Origin of the sequence: Amycolatopsis rifamycinica (assembly GCF_000695625.1) — a bacterium.
Taxonomy (GTDB): domain Bacteria; phylum Actinomycetota; class Actinomycetes; order Mycobacteriales; family Pseudonocardiaceae; genus Amycolatopsis; species Amycolatopsis rifamycinica.
Genome location: NZ_JMQI01000024.1, coordinates 25,591 through 42,106, shown reverse-complemented (window position 1 = coordinate 42,106; position 16,516 = coordinate 25,591). Strand labels below are relative to the sequence as shown.

Below are 16,516 nucleotides of genomic sequence, written 5' to 3'. Positions count from 1 at the left end.
TCGCGGGCGGTCGGAGACAGGACAACGGCGCGCGGCGCCCGATATCGGGGCCGCGCCGGGGTTTCAGCGGGTTTCACGGAATGGGCGAGCCGGAGCGTCGCCAGGGCGAGGACGACCCTAGCGCCGATCTTTCCCGTCCGTAAGAGTCAATCTGCGGTGGCACGAATTTCGCCGGTCGCCGTCGTTTCCGGAAAGTCAATTCCCAACGAATCGGGAACGGCGGCAAAATGGCGGCACGCGGCCGGTCGACTGTCCGAAGTGGACGAATCGTGGCCGGAGTGGCCGGTCGTCCCGCCGACGCACCGGCAGCCGGTACGTCCGGCAGAACATCGGCAGCGGGCGGCGTCACCCAGCCGACGCCCCGGCCGTCCGCCCGGCACTGACCGCCGGGAAGAACAGCCGCAGGCGGTCCACCCGGCCTTCGCGGTGGGACATCAGCCAGACCAGCGCCGGCGGGCAGTGGTGCGGGTCGTCGGGCGGGCTGATCATCTCCATCTCCCACACCGTGCAGTCGCGGCTGGTGACCGCGTGGACGAGCTTCTGGCGCACGCCGTGGGCCAGGTCCAGGTCCATCCCCCGCACCGCCAGGTCCACGCCGCCGCGGTAGCCCTGGCCGCTGGTCATGCGCATCGCGGGGGACCAGCGGTCGGCGACGACGGTGGCGAACGCGCCGCGGCGGGCGGCCGTCAGCGTGTCGGTGGCCTCCCGGGCGCTGGCCGCGTTGCGGGCCGCCGTGTCGTCGTACGCCTCGTCCGCCGTGGCCAGCAGGGCTTCGGACAGCTTCGCGCGCGCCTGGTTGAGGCGGCTGCGCACCGTGCCCACCGGGAGCTCGCAAGCCGCGGCGATCTGGTCGTAGGACGTGACGTCGCTGAAGTGCCGCAACAGCACCACCTGCCGCAGCGCGGGGGACAGCCGGTCGATCGCGTGCCCGATCCAGTCGCGGGAGACGTGGTCTTCGAGGATGCGCTCGGGGGTCGCCGGATCGGCCGGGGGCCGCGGGTCCGCGACCGGCACCACCCGGCGTGCGGCACGCAACCGCAGGCGGCAGGCGTTGCGGACGACGGCCCGCAGCCAGGGGCCTGCCGCGGCCGGGTCGCGCAGGGTGCCGATCCGCCGCACCGCGGTCAGGGCGGCGTCCTGCACCGCGTCCTCGGCGTCCGGTCCGAAGCCGAGAACGCTCAGCGCGACCGCGCGCATGCCGGCCTGGTGCCGGGCGAGCAGCGTGCCCAGCGCGCTCACGTCGCCCGCCTGGGCGCTGCGCACCAGCTCGACCTCCTGGGGATCCACGAGATCGATCTTGCCAGCCGGGCGGGCTGTGACGCACGTCATGCCCGGCCGATCGAACTTCCCGTCGGCGGCGCCATCGTGCCGGTGTCCCAGTACGACGCGAAGGAAGAAGGAACATGGACATCGGCACCCACACCGTCGAGCTCGACGGCGTCCTCCAGCGCTACCACGTGCACGGCCGCGGGCCCGTGTGCGTCGTTCACCCCGGCGGTCCCGGCGTGGACTGGGCGTACCTCCGGCTGCCGGCCCTCGAACCGCACCTGACCATGGTCTATGTCGAGCCCATCGGCACCGGCGGCTCCGGGCGCCTGCCGTCCCACCCGCACGGCTACACCCGCGAGCGCTACGCCCGCGCGCTGCTCGCGCTGCTGGACCACCTCGGCGTCGCCACCCCGTACGTCCTCGGCCACTCCCACGGCGGCTTCGTCGCGCAGTACTTCGCGCAGCACCAAGCCGATCGCGTCGCCGGGGTGGTGCTGTACGGCAGTGCCCCGGTCACCGGACCGGAACACGGCGCCGAAGCCCAGCGCAACGTCGCGGAGTTCGCCCGCCGCAACGCCGGCCGGCCCGAGCTGCCCGAGGTGCTGGCCGCGCTGGCGGCGACCGCGTCCCTGTCGGACGACGACGGGATGACCGCCGCCCTGCGCGGGCTGCTGCCGGCGTACTTCGCCGACTACTGGGGCCGCGAGGCGGAGTTCGGGTCGCTGCGGGAAACCGTGCGCGGCACCCACATCTCCGGGCTGGACACCGACCTCGTGCCGGACACCGTCGACGACCGGGCCACGCTCGGGGCGCTGACCGTGCCGGCGCTGGTCATCGGCGGCCGGTACGACGTGATCTGCGGTCCCCGCTGGGCGCACGAGCTGCACGAGCTGATCCCCGGCTCGCGCCTGGTCGTGCTGGAGCACAGCGGGCACTTCGGCCACCTCGAGGAACCCGGGCTGTTCGCCGAGTCCGTTGTGGACTTCGTGACCGGCTGAGGCGGCGCGGGGGATCGCCGGCCGTCACTCCTCTTCGGTGGTCGCCGACAGGAAGGCCGCGAGGTCGTCGGTGAACCGCAGGAGCAGGTCGTAGAAGGTCCGGCGGTCCTCCGGGGTCCAGCCGGACAACGCGTCGCCGAACCAGCCGAGCAGGGTGGAGACGTACCGGTCGGCGATCCCGGCGCCCTCGGGGGTCAGCTCGACCAGCCGGGCGCGCCGGTCGTCGGGGTCGGCCAGGCCGCGCACGAGCTGCCGTCGTTCGAGGACGTGCAGGTGCCGGGTGACGTGCGGCCCGGCGACCTGCATCCGGTCCGCGATCTCGCCGACGCGCATCGCCTTCCCGGTCATGTGCAGGGCGAGGATGATCGACAGCCCGGGCCGGTCGAGGTCCGCGCCGATCCGCTTCATCGCCCGCTCGCCGAAGCGGCTGCGGTTCAGCAGGGTGCCCAGCTGCATGATCCGCGGCAGCACGGACCGCAGGTCGCCGGCGTCTGTGTCGCCCATCACACCTCTTAGATAGCTAACTTAGGTATATAGTTGACCAGGTCGGGGGTTGATCACGGGCATTGTCGCACCCCGGATATAGATACCTAACTTAGCTATAGGAGTGATCTCATGAAGAGGGTGCTGATTTCGGGAGCCAGCATCGCCGGCCCGGCCTTGGCCTTCTGGCTGCGGCGGGCCGGGTTCGCGGTCACCGTCGTGGAGAAGGCGGCCGAACTGCGGGTCGGCGGCTATCCCATCGACGTCCGCGGCACGGCACTGGACGCCGTCGAGCGGATGGGGATCCTGCCCCGCCTGCGCGACCTGCACATTTCCACGCGGCGGCTGACCTTCCTCGACGCCGACGGCGGCGAAGTCGTGTCGCTGGCCCCGGACGCGATCATCGGGGGCACCGAAGGCGGAGACCTCGAGATCCGCCGCGGCGACCTGATCCGGACGCTGTACGACCTGGTGCGCGACGACGTCGAGGTCCGGTTCGGCGACACCGTCGCGACCCTCACCGACGGCGAGGACGGGGTCGACGTCACCTTCCGCAGCGGCCGCCCGGACCGCTACGACCTGGTGATCGGCGCCGACGGCCTGCATTCCCGTACCCGGGAGCTCGTCTTCGGCGACGAGGCACCGTTCCACCACTACCTGGGCTACTGCTTCGCCGGGTTCACCATGCCGAACGACTTGGGGCTCTTCCGCGAGGGACTCGCGTGGAGCACGCCCGGCAAGGGCGCGGCGCTGTACGCGGTCCTCGACAGCGAAGAGCTGCACGGCTTCCTGGTCTCCGCCCGGCCGGAGCCCCCGATGGAGGCGTTCCGCAACCCCGAGGCCCAGCGCGACCTCATCGCCCGCACCTTCGAGGGCGACGGCTGGGAAATCCCCCGCATGGTCGCGGCCATGCGCGAGGCCGACGACCTGTTCTTCGACGTGATCAGCCAGATCCGCATGCCACGCTGGTCATCCGGCCGCGTCGCCCTGATCGGCGACGCGGCCCACGCGCCGTCGTTCCTGACCGGCCAGGGCACGAGCCTGGCTCTGGTGGGCGCGTACGTGCTCGGCCACGCCCTGACCACGATCCCGGACCACACGGCGGCCTTCGCCGCTTACGAGAACCGGTTGCGCGGTTTCGTGGAAGCCAACCAGGCGTTGGTGAGCAAGGGCCAGGCGACGCTCTTCCCGTCGACGGCCGAAGCACTCGAACGCCGCAACGCCAAGCTCCGCCGGCTCACGACGGCGCCGCCGACTCCGGCCCGGCCCGAGCACTCGGCCCTGACGTTGCCGGAATTCCCGGTGCCGGTGCGGTGAGGTCGGCCCCGGCTCGCCGCCGGCACGATCCGGGCTGCTGGCCGAGCCGCCGTGGGCGCGGGCTGCCTGCTGTGGGCACGACCCGCCTGCCGTGGGCGCGGGCTGACTGCCGTGGGCACGACCGCCCGCCGTCGGCGCGATTCGGGATCGCCGCGGGCGCGACCTGCTCGCCGGCGGCGCGGACTGCCCGCCGTCGGCACGACCGCCCGCCGTCGGCGCGATCCGGATCGCCGGCCGAGCCGCCCGTCGACACGACCTGCCCGTCGCCGGCACTATCCGCCCGCCGTCAGCACGGCCGCCCATCGGCGGCCGGCGCGGAATCAACCCGGCGCGCGGCATCCGGGAACGCGCGCGGGATGCCGCCCCCGCTCGCCGGCCGGCTGAACGGTACGGGCCGGGGTGCCGGCCCACTCCCGGCCGGCGCCCCGGCCCGCTCGGCGGCGGGGGCCGTCAGGTGGCCGGGCTCGTCAGCACCGGGAAGTTCCGGGGCAGAACGCACAACCCGGTCGTGGCGAACATCGCGAGCGAGCTGCCGATGCAGTGCCCCGCCGGCCAGCCCTCCGCCTGGGCCGAGGGGGTGGCCGTCGTCGCGAGCAGGACTCCCGTCGTCACCGCCAACGCTGCCAGGGCGGCCGTGATCCGTCGCATGGCGATCCTCCTGTCGTAGAGCCGGTTTCCGATGGCGGGAGGCTGCCCCGGAACCCGTCCGGACGAACGGGATCGCGGCCGATGGCACCGTTCCGGGTGACCCCCACGGGAACCCCACCGGCCCCGGCCGGGCGGACCGCCGGCCGGCGGAGCACCAGTACGCTGAGGCGAATGAGCACGGTATCCACCCCGGAGCAGTCGATGGTCGAAACCCGGCACCAGACCCGGTTGCTGACCCTGCTCCGCGACGACGGCCCGATGTCGCGGGTCGAGCTGGGGGAGCGGCTGGAACTGCCGCGCGCCCGGGTGGGAGCCGAGGTGGCCCGGCTCGCCGAGGTCGGGCTCGTCGAGGCCGCCGGGCCGTCGGCCAGCCGTGGCGGGCGGCGGTCGACGCTCGTCCGGCTCGCCGGGGACCTGCGGGTGCTCGCCGTGGACGTCGGCGCGACGTCGGTCGGCGTGGCGGTCACCGACGCTTCGTGCGAGGTGCTCGCGCACGCCGTCGAGGACGGCGACGTGCGGCAGGGGCCGCACCCGGTCCTGCGGCGGGTCGCCGAGCTCGCGGCGAAGGTCCGGGACGAGGCACCCGGCCGGCTGATCGCCGCGGGCGTCGGGCTGCCGGGGCCGGTCAGCTTCGCCGAGGGGATGGCCGTCGCGCCGCCGATCATGCCCGGCTGGGACCGGTTCAACGTGCGCGACCACCTCGGCGGGCTCTGGGGCTGCCCGGTCGCGGTGGACAACGACGTCAACGCGATGGCGCTCGGCGAGCGGCACGCCGGGGTCGCGCGCTCGACCGACGACCTGATGTTCGTCAAGATCGGCACCGGGATCGGCTGCGGGATCGTGCTCGGCGGCAAGGTCTACCGCGGGGTCGCCGGCACGGCGGGCGACATCGGGCACATCCGGCTCGACGAGTTCGGCCCGACCTGCGCGTGCGGCGAGGTCGGCTGCCTGGAGGCCTACTTCGGCGGGGCCGCGCTGGCCCGCGACGGGCTGGCCCTGGCCCGCAGCGGCCGGTCGGCGCACCTGGCCGAAGCGGCCGCCGAACGCGGGGCGGTCACCGCCCGCGACGTCGGCCGGGCCGCCGCCGCGGGCGACGCCGGCGCGGTCAACCTCATCCGCGACGGCGGGCGGCGGCTCGGCCAGGTCATCGCCTCGCTGGTCTGCTTCATCAACCCGGGCATGGTGGTGATCGGCGGCGGGGTCGCCCAGCTCGGGCACCAGCTGCTCGCCGAGGTGCGCAGCGCGGTGTACCGCCGCTCGCTGCCGCTGGCCACCGGGAACCTCCCGATCGTGCTGTCCGAACTGGGCGAGACGGCGGGCGTGATCGGCGCCGCGTGGTCGGCCACCGATCGGGCATTCACGCTCAGCAGCTGAGCCATGTCCACTACGGATAGTTACTGAACGCTCCCCCAGTGTAACGCTGAAACGGTACAGACTTTTGCACCAAGAGATCGAAAGTATGTCCGGTTTCGCGCGGCTATCCGGGTGAAAACCCGACTTAACGCCTCGGTATCACCTTGACGAGTGATGCCTGTCACCCTACTTTCGCTGCCTGAGCGACAAAGTGCGTTCAGTAGCCAGCGCAAGAGGGGGCATCGTGGCCGTCACCGGATCGAGGCACGCCGGCTCCGCGAGCCCGCGTACGGCGAACCTGGCCGCGGTCCTGCGGGCGCTGCGCACCGGCCCCCTCTCGCGCACGCAGCTGGCGGCCCGCTGCGGGATCGCGAAGTCCGCGGTCCCCGGCCTGCTCACCGAACTCGCCGAGCGCGGCCTGGTCCGGCCCGCCGGGGTCCGCCCCGGCCACGGGCGGCCGAGCCGGCTGGTCGAACTGCACGGCGAGGACGCGTACGCGCTGGCGTTGGGCGTCGAAGCCGACCGGCTCTCGGCCCTGGTCACCGATCTGTCCGGCCGCGTCCTGGCCGAGCGCACCGAGGCCGTCGACGTCGCCGCGCTCGGTCTCCCGGCAGGCATGGACGAGCTCGCCCGGCTGGCGCGGCTGGTCCTGCCCGGTCCGCCGGTCGGCGTGGCGGTCTCCGTGCCCGGGCTGGTCGACTCGGCCGCCGCCGTGCTGCGGTTCGCCCCGGCGCTGCGCTGGCGGGACGCGGAGATCGCCGGCCTCCTGGCGGCCCGGCTGGGTGTCCCGGCCGCCGCCGTCGCCGTGGACAACGACGCCAACCTCGGGGCACTCGCCGAAGCGGTCGCGGGCACCGGCAGCGAAGTCTTCTACCTCGGCGGCGGCACGGCCGTCGGCGGTGGCTTCGTCTCCGGCGGCACGATCCTGCGCGGCGCCCGCGGCTTCGCGGGCGAGGTCGGGCACATCGCCGTCGACCCGTCCGGCGAGCGGTGTTCCTGCGGCCGGACGGGCTGCCTGGCGACGAAGGCGAACCTGGCCGCCGTCCTGCGCGCGGCCGCGGCCCCGGGCGACCCGCTGCACGACCCCGCTCCCGGCGTCGAAGGCCGGGTCGCCCTGCTCGAGGACCGCATCCGGCGCGGCGACCAGCGCGCGGCGACGGCGGTCCACGAACTCGGCGTCGCGCTCGGCATCGCCCTGTCCACCGTGGTCGACGTGCTCGACCCGGACGTCGTCGTGCTCGGCGGCTACTTCGCCGGACTGGGCGAGTGGCTGGTCGAACCGGTCCGCGTCGAGCTCGCCGCCCGGCCGCTCGGCCAGGCCCGGGTCGTGGCGTCCGGGCTCGGCCCGCGGGCCCCGCTGCGGGGCGCCGCGCACGTGGCCGCGGAACGGCTGTTCGCGAACCCGACGCTCGCCGAGGAGGTCACGGTATGAGCCTGCTGTCCGTTCGCGGCATCGTGAAGGAGTTCCCGGGGGTGCGCGCCCTCGACGGCGTCGACCTCGACGTCGAACCCGGCGAGGTGCACTGCCTGCTGGGCCAGAACGGCGCCGGGAAGTCGACGCTGATCAAGGTCCTCTCCGGCGCGCACTCCCCGGACGCGGGCGAGCTGAGCTGGAACGGCGAGCGCGTCGAGCTCGGGTCGCCGGTCGACGCGCTGCGCCTCGGCATCGCCACCATGTACCAGGAACTCGACCTCGTGCCCGGGCTTTCGGTGGCGGACAACATCTTCCTCGGCCACGAACGCGCCCGCTTCGGGTTCACGCGCATCGCGCAGGCCCGCGAGGAGGCCGCCCGGCTGATGGCCCGGCTCGGGCACCCCGGCATCCGGCCGTCGACGGAGGTGGGGAAGCTCTCCGCCGCCGGCCAGCAGCTGGTCTCGATGGCCCGCGCGCTGGCCCACGACGCCCGGCTGCTCGTGATGGACGAACCCACCGCCGCGCTGGCCGGCGAGGAGGTCGACAACCTCTTCCGCATCGTCGGCGAGCTGACCGCCGACGGCGTCGCGGTCGTCTACATCTCCCACCGGCTCGAAGAGCTGCGCCGGATCGGGCACCGGGTGACCGTGCTCAAGGACGGCCGGACCGTCGGCACCGGCCTGGACGCCCGCACCACGCCGACCGCGGACCTGGTCGCGCTGATGGCCGGGCGCAAGGTGGAGACGGTCTTCGGGCCGCGTCACGACGGCCACGCCCGGCCGGAGACGGCCCTCGAAGTCGCGAACCTCACCCGCGCCGGCGAGTTCGAGGACGTGAGCTTCACCGTCCACGCCGGTGAGGTCGTCGGCATCGCCGGCCTGGTCGGCTCCGGACGCAGCGAGCTGGTGGAGACGATCTTCGGCGCGCGCAAGGCCGACCGCGGAACCGTGACGGTGCGGGGAAAACCGCTCGGCCCGGGCGTGCGGGCGGCCGTCAGGGCGGGCATCGGCCTCGCGCCGGAGGAACGCAAGAGCCAGGGCCTGCTGCTGGACCTGCCGGTGGTGCACAACGTGACGCTGGCCAGCCTCGGCCGCTACGCGAAGCTCGGCTTCACCGAGCGCGCCCGCGAACTGGACGACGCCGGCGCGAGCCTGCGACGGCTCGACCTGCGGCCCGCCGACCCGCGGCGGATCGTCCGCACGCTGTCCGGCGGCAACCAGCAGAAGGCCGTGCTCGCGCGGTGGCTGGTCCGCGGGTGCCGGGTGCTGCTGCTCGACGAGCCGACGCGCGGCGTCGACGTCGGCGCCCGTGCCGAGCTGTACCGGCTGATCGACGAGCTGGCCGCGACCGGTGTGGCGATCGTGCTGGTGTCCAGCGAAATCCCCGAGGTGCTCGGGCTGTCCGACCGGGTGCTGGTGCTGCGCGAGGGCCGCGTCCTCGCCGACCGGCGCTCGGCCGGGCTGACCGAGACCGAAGTGCTCGACGTGATTCTCGAGGGGAGCGCGGCATGACCGAAACTCCGCCGCACTTGATGACACCGGCACCGCCCCAGGAAGCGCTGCCCGCCGAACGGAAGCGGTTCGCCTTCTCCGCCGACCCGCGGCTGCTCGGCCTGGCCGGCGTGCTCGTCGTGCTGTGCCTGGTCGGCCAGTTCACCCGGCCCGAGCTGTTCTTCACCGAGAGCAACATCTCGACGATCCTGCGGCTGGCCGCCGCGATCGGCGTGGTCAGCGTCGGGATGACGTTCGTGATCATCAGCGGCGGCATCGACCTGTCGGTCGGCTCGATGGTCGGCCTGGCCGGCGTCTGGCTGACGACGCTGGCGACGCAGTCCTACGGGCCGTGGGTGATGGTCGTCTGCGGACTCGCGGTCGGGCTCGGGTGCGGGCTGATCAACGGCGTCCTCGTGGCCTACGGCAAGGTCGTGCCCTTCATCGCGACGCTGGCGATGTACGTCTCGGCACGCGGGCTCGCCGAGCGGATCAGCGGCCGCCGCACGCAGGTGGTCGCCGACCAGGACTTCCTCGCCTTCTTCCGGGGCGGCTTCCTCGGGATCCCGACGCTGATCTGGCTGTTCGCGCTCGTGTTCGCGGTCGGCTGGGTCGTGCTCAACCGCACCACCTTCGGCCGCCGCACGTACGCCGTCGGCGGCAACGCCGAGGCGTCGCGGCTGGCCGGCATCAACGTCAAGCGCCACCTCGCGCTCGTCTACGGCGTGGCCGGGCTGTGCTGCGGGATCGCCGCGCTCATGGTCGTCGCGCGGACGACCGCGGGCGCGTCGACCAACGGCATGTTCTACGAGCTCGACGCGATCGCGGCCGTGGTCATCGGCGGCACGCTGCTGACCGGCGGCCGCGGCTCGCTCATCGGCACCCTCGTCGGCGTGCTGATCTTCACGGTGCTGTCGAACATCTTCACGCTGAACAACCTGGACACCGACATCCAGAACATCGCCAAGGGCGTGATCATCGTGCTCGCCGTGCTCCTGCAGTTCCGGGCCCGCAAATCCAAGACGTAGTCACCAGGAGGCCGTCATGACCGAACAACCCTTCCTCGGCCGCCGGGGATTCCTGCTGGGCGGCGCCGCGGTCGGCGCCGGCGCGCTGCTGGCCGGCTGCACGTCGAACACGCCCGCGAACCCGGAGTCGAACGCGCCGGTCGCCAACGCGGGCAACAACGCCCAGCCGGGCAAGCCGATCACCATCGGCTTCTCCGCGCCGGCCGCCGACCACGGCTGGATCGCGGCGATCACGAAGAACGCCAAGGCCCAGGCGCAGAAGTTCAGCGAGGTGAAGTTCACCGCCACCGAGGGCACCAACGACGTCAACCAGCAGATCTCCCAGGTGGAGACGCTGATCAACGCGAAGGTCGACGTGCTGGTGATCCTGCCCTTCGACGGCAAGGCGCTCACCGCGGTCGGCCAGCAGGCGATGGACGCCGGCATCCCGGTGATCAACCTCGACCGCGTCTTCGACACGCCGCTGGCCTATAGAACGTGGATCGGCGGCGACAACTACCGGATGGGCGTCAACGCCGGCAACTACATCGCCGCGGAACTCAAGAAGAAGAACGTCTCGAACCCGATCATCGGCGAGGTCGCCGGGATCGACTCGCTGCCGCTGACGCAGGAACGCAGCAAGGGCTTCAAGGACGCGCTGGGGCGCGCCGGGTTCAAGGTCGGGCCGCGCGTGTCGGCGCAGTTCACCTCGGAGTCGGGGGAGCAGCAGACCGCGAACCTGCTCCAGGGCGCGCCCAAGCTGGACGCCCTGTGGAACCACGACGACGACCAGGGCATCGGCGTCAACGCGGCCATCGACACCGCGGGCCGCAAGGAGTTCGTCATGGTCGGCGGCGCGGGGTCGAAGAACATGATGAATCTGATCAAGGCCGACTCGTCGCCGATCAAGGCGACCGTGCTCTACAGCCCGTCGATGGCCTCGACGGCGGTCGCGCTCGCCCGGCTGCTCGGCCAGCAGAAGGGGATCGGCGACCTGGCCGAGCACGACATCCCGGCCGAGATCACCACGTACTCGGCGGTCGTGACCAAGGAGAACGTGGACCAGTACCTTGACGTCGGCTTCGATTCCTGACCAGTCTTCAGCTGAACTCAAGGAGGGGTATGAGCCCGGGACGGGAAACCATCGGGATCGGCATGGTCGGCCACGCGTTCATGGGGGCGGTGCATTCGCACGCCTGGCGCAGCGTGCACCGGTTCTTCGACCCGCCGCTGGTGCCCAGACTCGCCGTGCTCGGCGGCCGCGACGAGACCCGGGCCCGTGTCGCAGCCGCCAAGTTCGGCTGGGAGGACGTCGAAACGGACTGGCGGAAGCTCGTCACCCGGGACGACGTCGGCCTGGTCGACGTCTGCACGCCGGGGGACAGCCACGCGGAGATCGCGATCGCCGCCCTGGAAGCCGGGAAGCACGTGCTGTGCGAGAAACCCCTGGCCAACTCGGTCGCGGAGGCCGAAGCGATGGCCGAGGCGGCGCGCCGGGCCCGGGAACGCGGGGTCCGGGCCATGGTCGCGTTCAACTACCGCCGGGTGCCCGCGCTCGCCCACGCCAGGAACCTCGTGGCGAGCGGGGCGCTCGGCGAGATCCGGCACGTGCGGTCGGTGTACCTGCAGGACTGGCTGTCCGACGCGCAGGCGCCGATGACCTGGCGGCTCCGGCGCGAGTCCGCCGGGTCGGGAGCGCTCGGCGACCTCGGCGCGCACATCGTCGACGCCGCCCAGTTCGTCACCGGGGACGTGATCACCGGCGTCTCGGCGCTGACGAACACCTTCGTCAAGCAGCGGCCGGCCGAGAACGGCGGCACGGACGAGGTGACCGTCGACGACACCGCGTTGTTCCTCGCCCGGCTGTCCGGCGGCGCCGTGGCGACCTTCGAAGCGACGCGGTTCGCGCTGGGCCGCAAGAACGCCATGCGGCTGGAGGTCAACGGGTCGAAGGCGAGCCTGGCGTTCGACTTCGAGGCGATGAACGAACTGCAGTGGTACGAGGGCACCGGCACCGAGGCCGGGTTCCGCCGCATCCTCGTCACCGAGCCGCAGCACCCGTACGTCGGCGCGTGGTGGCCGCCGGGCCACCTGCTCGGCTACGAGCACACGTTCACCCACGAGGTCGCCGACCTCCTGGACGCCATCGGCGCGGGCACCGACCCCGCGCCGAGCTTCGACGACGGCCTGCGCGTCCAGCGGGTGCTGGACGCCGTCGAGAAAAGCGCTGCCGCGCAAGCGCGATGGACATCGGTGGAGGAGACATGAGAGAGCTTGCGAACGAATCATTCAACACTGCGCTTTCGGCTCAGGCCGCACCGAGCGTCAGCGAGGTGAGCGCATGAGTCGTCCCGTCACGTTGTTCACCGGCCAGTGGGCCGACCTGCCGTTCACCGAGGTCTGCAAGCTCGCTTCGGAATGGGGCTACGACGGGCTCGAGATCGCCTGCTCGGGCGACCACTTCGAGGTGGACCGCGCACTGTCCGAAGAGGACTATGTGCCCGGGCGGCTGCGGCTGCTCGCCGAGCACGGCCTCAAGGTGTGGGCGATCTCGAACCACCTCGTCGGCCAGGCCGTCTGCGACGACCCGATCGACCACCGGCACCAGGCCATCCTGCCGTCCCGCGTCTGGGGCGACGGTGAACCCGAAGGCGTCCGGCAGCGCGCGGCGGCCGAAATGGCCGACACCGCGCGGGCGGCGGCGAAACTCGGCGTGGACACCGTCATCGGCTTCACCGGGTCGAAGATCTGGAAGTACGTGGCGATGTTCCCGCCGGTCTCCCGCGACGACATCGATGACGGTTACGCGGACTTCGCCCGCCGCTGGCACCCGATCCTGGACGTCTTCGACGAGGTCGGCGTCCGGTTCGCGCACGAAGTCCACCCCTCGGAGATCGCCTACGACTACTGGACGACCAAGCGCGCGCTGGAGGCCGTCGACCACCGGCCGGCGTTCGGGCTGAACTGGGACCCGTCGCACTTCGTGTGGCAGGACCTCGACCCGGTGGGGTTCATCCTCGACTTCGCCGACCGGATCTACCACGTCGACTGCAAGGACACCCGCAAGCGCTTCGACGGCCGCAACGGACGGCTCGGTTCGCACCTGGCCTGGGCGGACCCGCGCCGGGGCTGGGACTTCGTGTCCGTCGGCCACGGCGACGTCCCGTGGGAGGACTGCTTCCGGGCGCTGAACTCGATCGGCTACTCCGGTCCGATCTCGGTGGAGTGGGAGGACGCCGGGATGGACCGGCTCCGCGGCGCGGCGGAGGCGGTGAAGTACCTGCGCGAGCACCTGTTCGACCAGCCGGCGGCGGCTTTCGACGCCGCGTTCAGCAACCAGAAGTGAGAGTGCGACCTCCGTCGAGGACAAAGCGGCCACGGCGGCGTGCACCCGGTACGCGGCACCCGTAGTGGTGTCCGCACCGGGGGCGCACACCACGCGGGTCCGGGGCGCCGGAAGGGGAGGGCCGGCGCCACCCGTTGATCCGTCCACGGAGGACGCCCTGCCGGCGCCCGCTTCGCGTCGACCGGTCCGCCGTCAGACCTCCGAGGCCGACGCATGCCCGGCCGCGAACCGGGCCAGCTCGGCGCGGTCGCGGACCGAGGTCTTCATCAGCAGGGCCGCCACGTGCTTTTCCACCGTGCGCGGGGAAATGTGCAGGCGCGCCGCCAGCGCCTTGTTGCTGAGCCGGAACGCCAGCAGCTCGAAGACCTCGTACTCCCGCAGGGTGACGCCGATCGCGCGCAGGCTTTCGGGCACCCGCTCGGTGCCCGTGCGGCGCTGCTGCACCGACGCGCCGGCCCGGCGCAGCAGGGCGCGGCACGCGCTGGCCACCGGGATCACGTCCGCGCCGTGGAACCGGCTTTCGGCTTCGCGCAGCCAGTCCGCGGGCTCGCCCCAGCCGTCGTCGACGGCGGCCTCCGCGGTCAGGCGCAGGCCCAGCGGGCGGGCGACGCCGAACGGCGCGGCCGCCTGCGCCGCGCGCCGCATCGCCGCGGCGGCCGCGTCGGGCGCGTGGTCGCGGCCGTGCAGCACCGCCTCGGCCAGCAGCACGAACTGGCGGTTCCAGCGCATCCCGCCGGTGGCCCCGGCGGCGACGCGCCGGTGGTCGTCCCAGGTCGCGTCGCCGGCGATGACGTCGAGCAGCAGCTTCAGGCCGTGGGTGCCGGCGAGGTGGAAGGTGCTCTGCTGTCGCGCCTGGTCGGCGGCCAGCGTCTCCAGCTCGGCGCGCGCGGTCTCGCGGTCCTCCTCCAGCAGCGAGCAGAAGACCTGCGCCAGGCCGCGCGCCAGTGGGGCCTCGGGGCCCGCGTCACCGCCGCCGCGCCGGAAGTCGCCGAGGGCGGTCTCCATCGCCCGGCGGTCGCCGCGGTGGCCCGCCAGCACTGCCTGCGCCATCTGCACGTACCGGCTGACGGCGTACAGCTGGATCCGCGAGGCCTCCGCGTAGCAGGCGTCGAGCCGTTGTTCGGCCTCGGCGAACCGGCCGCACAGCACGGCGTGCAGGCCCAGCACGGCATCGGCGTTGTAGGCCAGGCTGATCCCGCCGGTGCGCAGCGCCTCGGCGCGCGCGGTCTCCAGCCCGGAGGGGTCCGCTTCCGCCAGCCAGGCGTTGCCGCCGAGGCCGACCAGCGCGTAGTTGCGCCAGTTCGTCAGCCCGTGCTCGGCGGCGCTGTCGAGCATCCGGCGGAAGCACTCGTCGGACTCGGCCATGTCCCGTTCCCGCACGACGAACCCGACCGCGTAGAGCGCCTGGCATGCCGTCGAGGGTGAGCCGATGCGCTCGGCGCCGGCGACCGCGCGGCGGCCCAGCTCTTCGCTGCGGCGCACGCGGTCGGGGGCCGGGCCGGACATCGACAGGTACGCGTCGACGGCGTCCACCGCCACCGCCTCCTCGTCCAGCCCCGTCCCGGGCAGCAGCGCCCGGGCCGCGGCGACCTGCTCGAAGCCCTCCGCCCAGCGGCCGGCGACCTGGGCCGCCCACGCCAGGCGGACGTGCACGCGGATCTGGCGCGCGGGGTCACGGCCGTCGGCGGGCCGCAGCGAGCGGGCGACCTTCACCGCCCGGTCGAACTGCCCCGCCTCCGCCAGCGCGAACAGCAGCAGCTCCAGCAGGTCCCGGTAGCGGCCGGACTGTTCGCCACCGCGGCCGGCGTCGTCGCCGAGCAGGTTCACGGCGTGCTCCAGCACGGCGATCGCCGATCCGGGCGCGCCTTCGCCCAGTGCGCGCTGGGCGGCCTCGCGGTAGAGGTCGGCGGCGGCCCAGCGGTCCCCGGCGCCCAGCCGCAGCGACGCGGCCAGGCTGCACAGCTCGCCCGGCAGGTCGGGGTGCAGCTCGGCCACGGCGTCGGCCGCCTTCGCCGACAGCGCCACCCGTTCGGCCGGGTTGAGCAGGGTCAGCAGCGCTTCGGCGGTGAGCGGGTGGCGGAAGGCGTACCAGTCTTCGCCGCGCTCGTCCGCGGTGAGCAGCTGGGCGGCGACGGCGGACTGCAGGTGGCCGAACAGGCTGTGGTCGTCCAGCTCGCTCACCCGCTGCACCACCGAAAGCGGGAACCGGCGGCCCAGCACCGCGGCGATGGCGAGCAGCTGCTTGCCGCGTTCGCCGAGGCGGTCGGCGCGGCGGGTGATGATCGTGACGAGCGTGGAGGGCACGGCGCTGCGGCCGTGGCCGGTGAACCGCCAGCCCGCCGCGCCGTTCACCAGCTCGCCCGCCGCCACCATGCTGTGCAGCAGTTCCTCGACGACCAGGGGGTTGCCCGCACTGTCGGCGAACAGGCGCTCGGCCACGTCGGCGGACACCTGGCCCGGCTCGGCGCCGAGCGAAGACGCCACGACGTCCCGCACCTCGGCGGGCCCGAGGCTGTCCAGCGGCATGAGGAGACCCTCGCCGCGCCGGGTGACGGCGTGGGCCGCCTCGAGCGCGGGCGAGGGTTCGGCGCGCAGCGTGGCCAGCACGACCACCGGCTGCGTGCGGACGTTGGCGGCCAGGTACTCCACCACGGCGAGGGTTTCCACGTCGGCGTCCTGGAGGTCGTCGACGACGAAGAGGCAGCCGCGGCCCGCCCCGGCCAGGCCGGTGAGCCGCAGGGTCGCCTCGGCGAGTACCACCAGCGAGGAGTCGCCCGCGGTGTCGGCGCCGGCGGCCCAGTCCGGGATCAGCCTGCCCAGCACCGACCGGTACGGCCCGAGCTGTTCGACGAGCTCGCGGCCGCCGGTGCGGGCCAGGGAGAGCAGGGCTTCGGTGAGCGCCCGGAACGGCACGGCGGGCCCGGTCGTGCTGCCGCGGCCGCGCAGCACCACCAGTCCCGCCTCCAGTGCGTGGCCGACCGCCTCGGCGGCCAGCCGGGTCTTGCCGATCCCGGGTTCCCCGGTGACGAACACGGCCGATCCCGAAGAGCGGCGAGCGTCCTGCAACACCCGGCCGATCTCTTCGATCTCCGTTCCTCGGCCGACGAGAGCGGGGGCACGGGTGCGCATGCGCCAACCTTAGAGACCGGACTCACGAATTCGGTGTTCTTCGCGTGGAGATTCCACTGTTC

At 73.1% G+C, this 16,516-nt stretch carries 13 protein-coding genes; 9 read left to right on the top strand and 4 right to left on the bottom strand.

Annotated features, from left to right (window positions below; genetic code table 11):
- Positions 1-345: 345 nt before the first annotated feature.
- Positions 346-1,287, bottom strand: a complete 942-nt coding sequence (locus DV20_RS43815) for an RNA polymerase sigma factor (RefSeq protein ID WP_200876395.1) — start codon at positions 1,285-1,287, stop codon at positions 346-348.
- A gap of 116 nt (positions 1,288-1,403) precedes the next feature.
- Between DV20_RS43815 and DV20_RS11070 the strand changes: the two genes are divergently transcribed.
- Positions 1,404-2,267: an alpha/beta fold hydrolase gene (locus DV20_RS11070; protein ID WP_043779106.1), complete on the top strand. Its 864-nt coding sequence runs from the start codon at positions 1,404-1,406 to the stop codon at positions 2,265-2,267.
- Between the two features lie 24 nt (positions 2,268-2,291).
- Here the strand turns inward: DV20_RS11070 and DV20_RS11065 are convergent, their stop codons facing one another.
- Positions 2,292-2,771 carry a MarR family winged helix-turn-helix transcriptional regulator gene (locus DV20_RS11065; protein ID WP_043779102.1) on the bottom strand — a complete coding sequence of 160 codons (480 nt, stop codon included), beginning with the start codon at positions 2,769-2,771 and terminating at the stop codon, positions 2,292-2,294.
- A gap of 111 nt (positions 2,772-2,882) precedes the next feature.
- On the opposite strand from DV20_RS11065, the gene DV20_RS11060 reads away from it, so the two are divergent.
- On the top strand, positions 2,883-4,067 hold the full coding sequence (locus tag DV20_RS11060) for an FAD-dependent monooxygenase (protein ID WP_043779099.1): 1,185 nt from the start codon (positions 2,883-2,885) through the stop codon (positions 4,065-4,067).
- A 450-nt stretch (positions 4,068-4,517) separates the two neighbouring features.
- Here DV20_RS11060 and DV20_RS46130 read toward each other — a convergent pair whose 3' ends face one another.
- A complete protein-coding gene (locus tag DV20_RS46130) occupies positions 4,518-4,715 on the bottom strand; it encodes a hypothetical protein (protein ID WP_200876394.1) in 198 nt (65 codons plus the stop codon).
- 201 nt (positions 4,716-4,916) lie between these two features.
- Between DV20_RS46130 and DV20_RS11050 the strand changes: the two genes are divergently transcribed.
- The 7 genes from DV20_RS11050 (at position 4,917) to DV20_RS11020 (ending at position 13,325) form a co-directional block, all read left to right on the top strand.
- Positions 4,917-6,089, top strand: a complete 1,173-nt coding sequence (locus DV20_RS11050; protein ID WP_167344375.1) for an ROK family transcriptional regulator — start codon at positions 4,917-4,919, stop codon at positions 6,087-6,089.
- A gap of 223 nt (positions 6,090-6,312) precedes the next feature.
- Positions 6,313-7,500 (top strand): ROK family transcriptional regulator, encoded by a 1,188-nt coding sequence (locus tag DV20_RS11045; RefSeq protein ID WP_043779090.1) that lies wholly within the window; start codon positions 6,313-6,315, stop codon positions 7,498-7,500.
- Entirely contained in the window at positions 7,497-8,993 is a 1,497-nt protein-coding gene (locus DV20_RS11040) for a sugar ABC transporter ATP-binding protein (RefSeq protein WP_043779088.1), read from the top strand. Before DV20_RS11045 ends, DV20_RS11040 begins: the two co-directional genes overlap by 4 nt.
- A gap of 20 nt (positions 8,994-9,013) precedes the next feature.
- Entirely contained in the window at positions 9,014-10,000 is a 987-nt protein-coding gene (locus DV20_RS11035) for an ABC transporter permease (RefSeq protein WP_407638330.1), read from the top strand.
- Between the two features lie 16 nt (positions 10,001-10,016).
- Positions 10,017-11,072: a substrate-binding domain-containing protein gene (locus tag DV20_RS11030; protein WP_043779082.1), complete on the top strand. Its 1,056-nt coding sequence runs from the start codon at positions 10,017-10,019 to the stop codon at positions 11,070-11,072.
- Positions 11,073-11,101: 29 nt separating this feature from the next.
- Positions 11,102-12,247, top strand: a complete 1,146-nt coding sequence (locus DV20_RS11025) for a Gfo/Idh/MocA family protein (protein ID WP_043779080.1) — start codon at positions 11,102-11,104, stop codon at positions 12,245-12,247.
- 73 nt (positions 12,248-12,320) lie between these two features.
- Positions 12,321-13,325, top strand: coding sequence for a sugar phosphate isomerase/epimerase family protein (locus tag DV20_RS11020; RefSeq protein WP_043779079.1), 1,005 nt, complete (start codon positions 12,321-12,323; stop codon positions 13,323-13,325).
- Between the two features lie 192 nt (positions 13,326-13,517).
- On the opposite strand, the gene DV20_RS11015 is transcribed toward DV20_RS11020, so the two are convergent.
- Positions 13,518-16,454, bottom strand: a complete 2,937-nt coding sequence (locus tag DV20_RS11015; RefSeq protein WP_043779078.1) for an ATP-binding protein — start codon at positions 16,452-16,454, stop codon at positions 13,518-13,520.
- Positions 16,455-16,516 lie beyond the last annotated feature (62 nt).

Excerpts from the sequence above, each read along its gene's own strand:
- DV20_RS11015 (WP_043779078.1), bottom strand. The coding sequence starts at position 16,454 with ATGCGCACCCGTGCCCCCGCTCTCGTCGGCCGAGGAACGGAGATCGAA.
- DV20_RS11025 (WP_043779080.1), top strand. The coding sequence starts at position 11,102 with ATGAGCCCGGGACGGGAAACCATCGGGATCGGCATGGTCGGCCACGCG.
- DV20_RS11060 (WP_043779099.1), top strand. The coding sequence starts at position 2,883 with ATGAAGAGGGTGCTGATTTCGGGAGCCAGCATCGCCGGCCCGGCCTTG.
- DV20_RS11020 (WP_043779079.1), top strand. The coding sequence starts at position 12,321 with ATGAGTCGTCCCGTCACGTTGTTCACCGGCCAGTGGGCCGACCTGCCG.
- DV20_RS11070 (WP_043779106.1), top strand. The coding sequence starts at position 1,404 with ATGGACATCGGCACCCACACCGTCGAGCTCGACGGCGTCCTCCAGCGC.
- DV20_RS46130 (WP_200876394.1), bottom strand. The coding sequence starts at position 4,715 with ATGCGACGGATCACGGCCGCCCTGGCAGCGTTGGCGGTGACGACGGGA.
- DV20_RS11035 (WP_407638330.1), top strand. The coding sequence starts at position 9,014 with ATGACACCGGCACCGCCCCAGGAAGCGCTGCCCGCCGAACGGAAGCGG.
- DV20_RS11065 (WP_043779102.1), bottom strand. The coding sequence starts at position 2,771 with ATGGGCGACACAGACGCCGGCGACCTGCGGTCCGTGCTGCCGCGGATC.
- DV20_RS11040 (WP_043779088.1), top strand. The coding sequence starts at position 7,497 with ATGAGCCTGCTGTCCGTTCGCGGCATCGTGAAGGAGTTCCCGGGGGTG.
- DV20_RS11050 (WP_167344375.1), top strand. The coding sequence starts at position 4,917 with ATGGTCGAAACCCGGCACCAGACCCGGTTGCTGACCCTGCTCCGCGAC.
- DV20_RS11030 (WP_043779082.1), top strand. The coding sequence starts at position 10,017 with ATGACCGAACAACCCTTCCTCGGCCGCCGGGGATTCCTGCTGGGCGGC.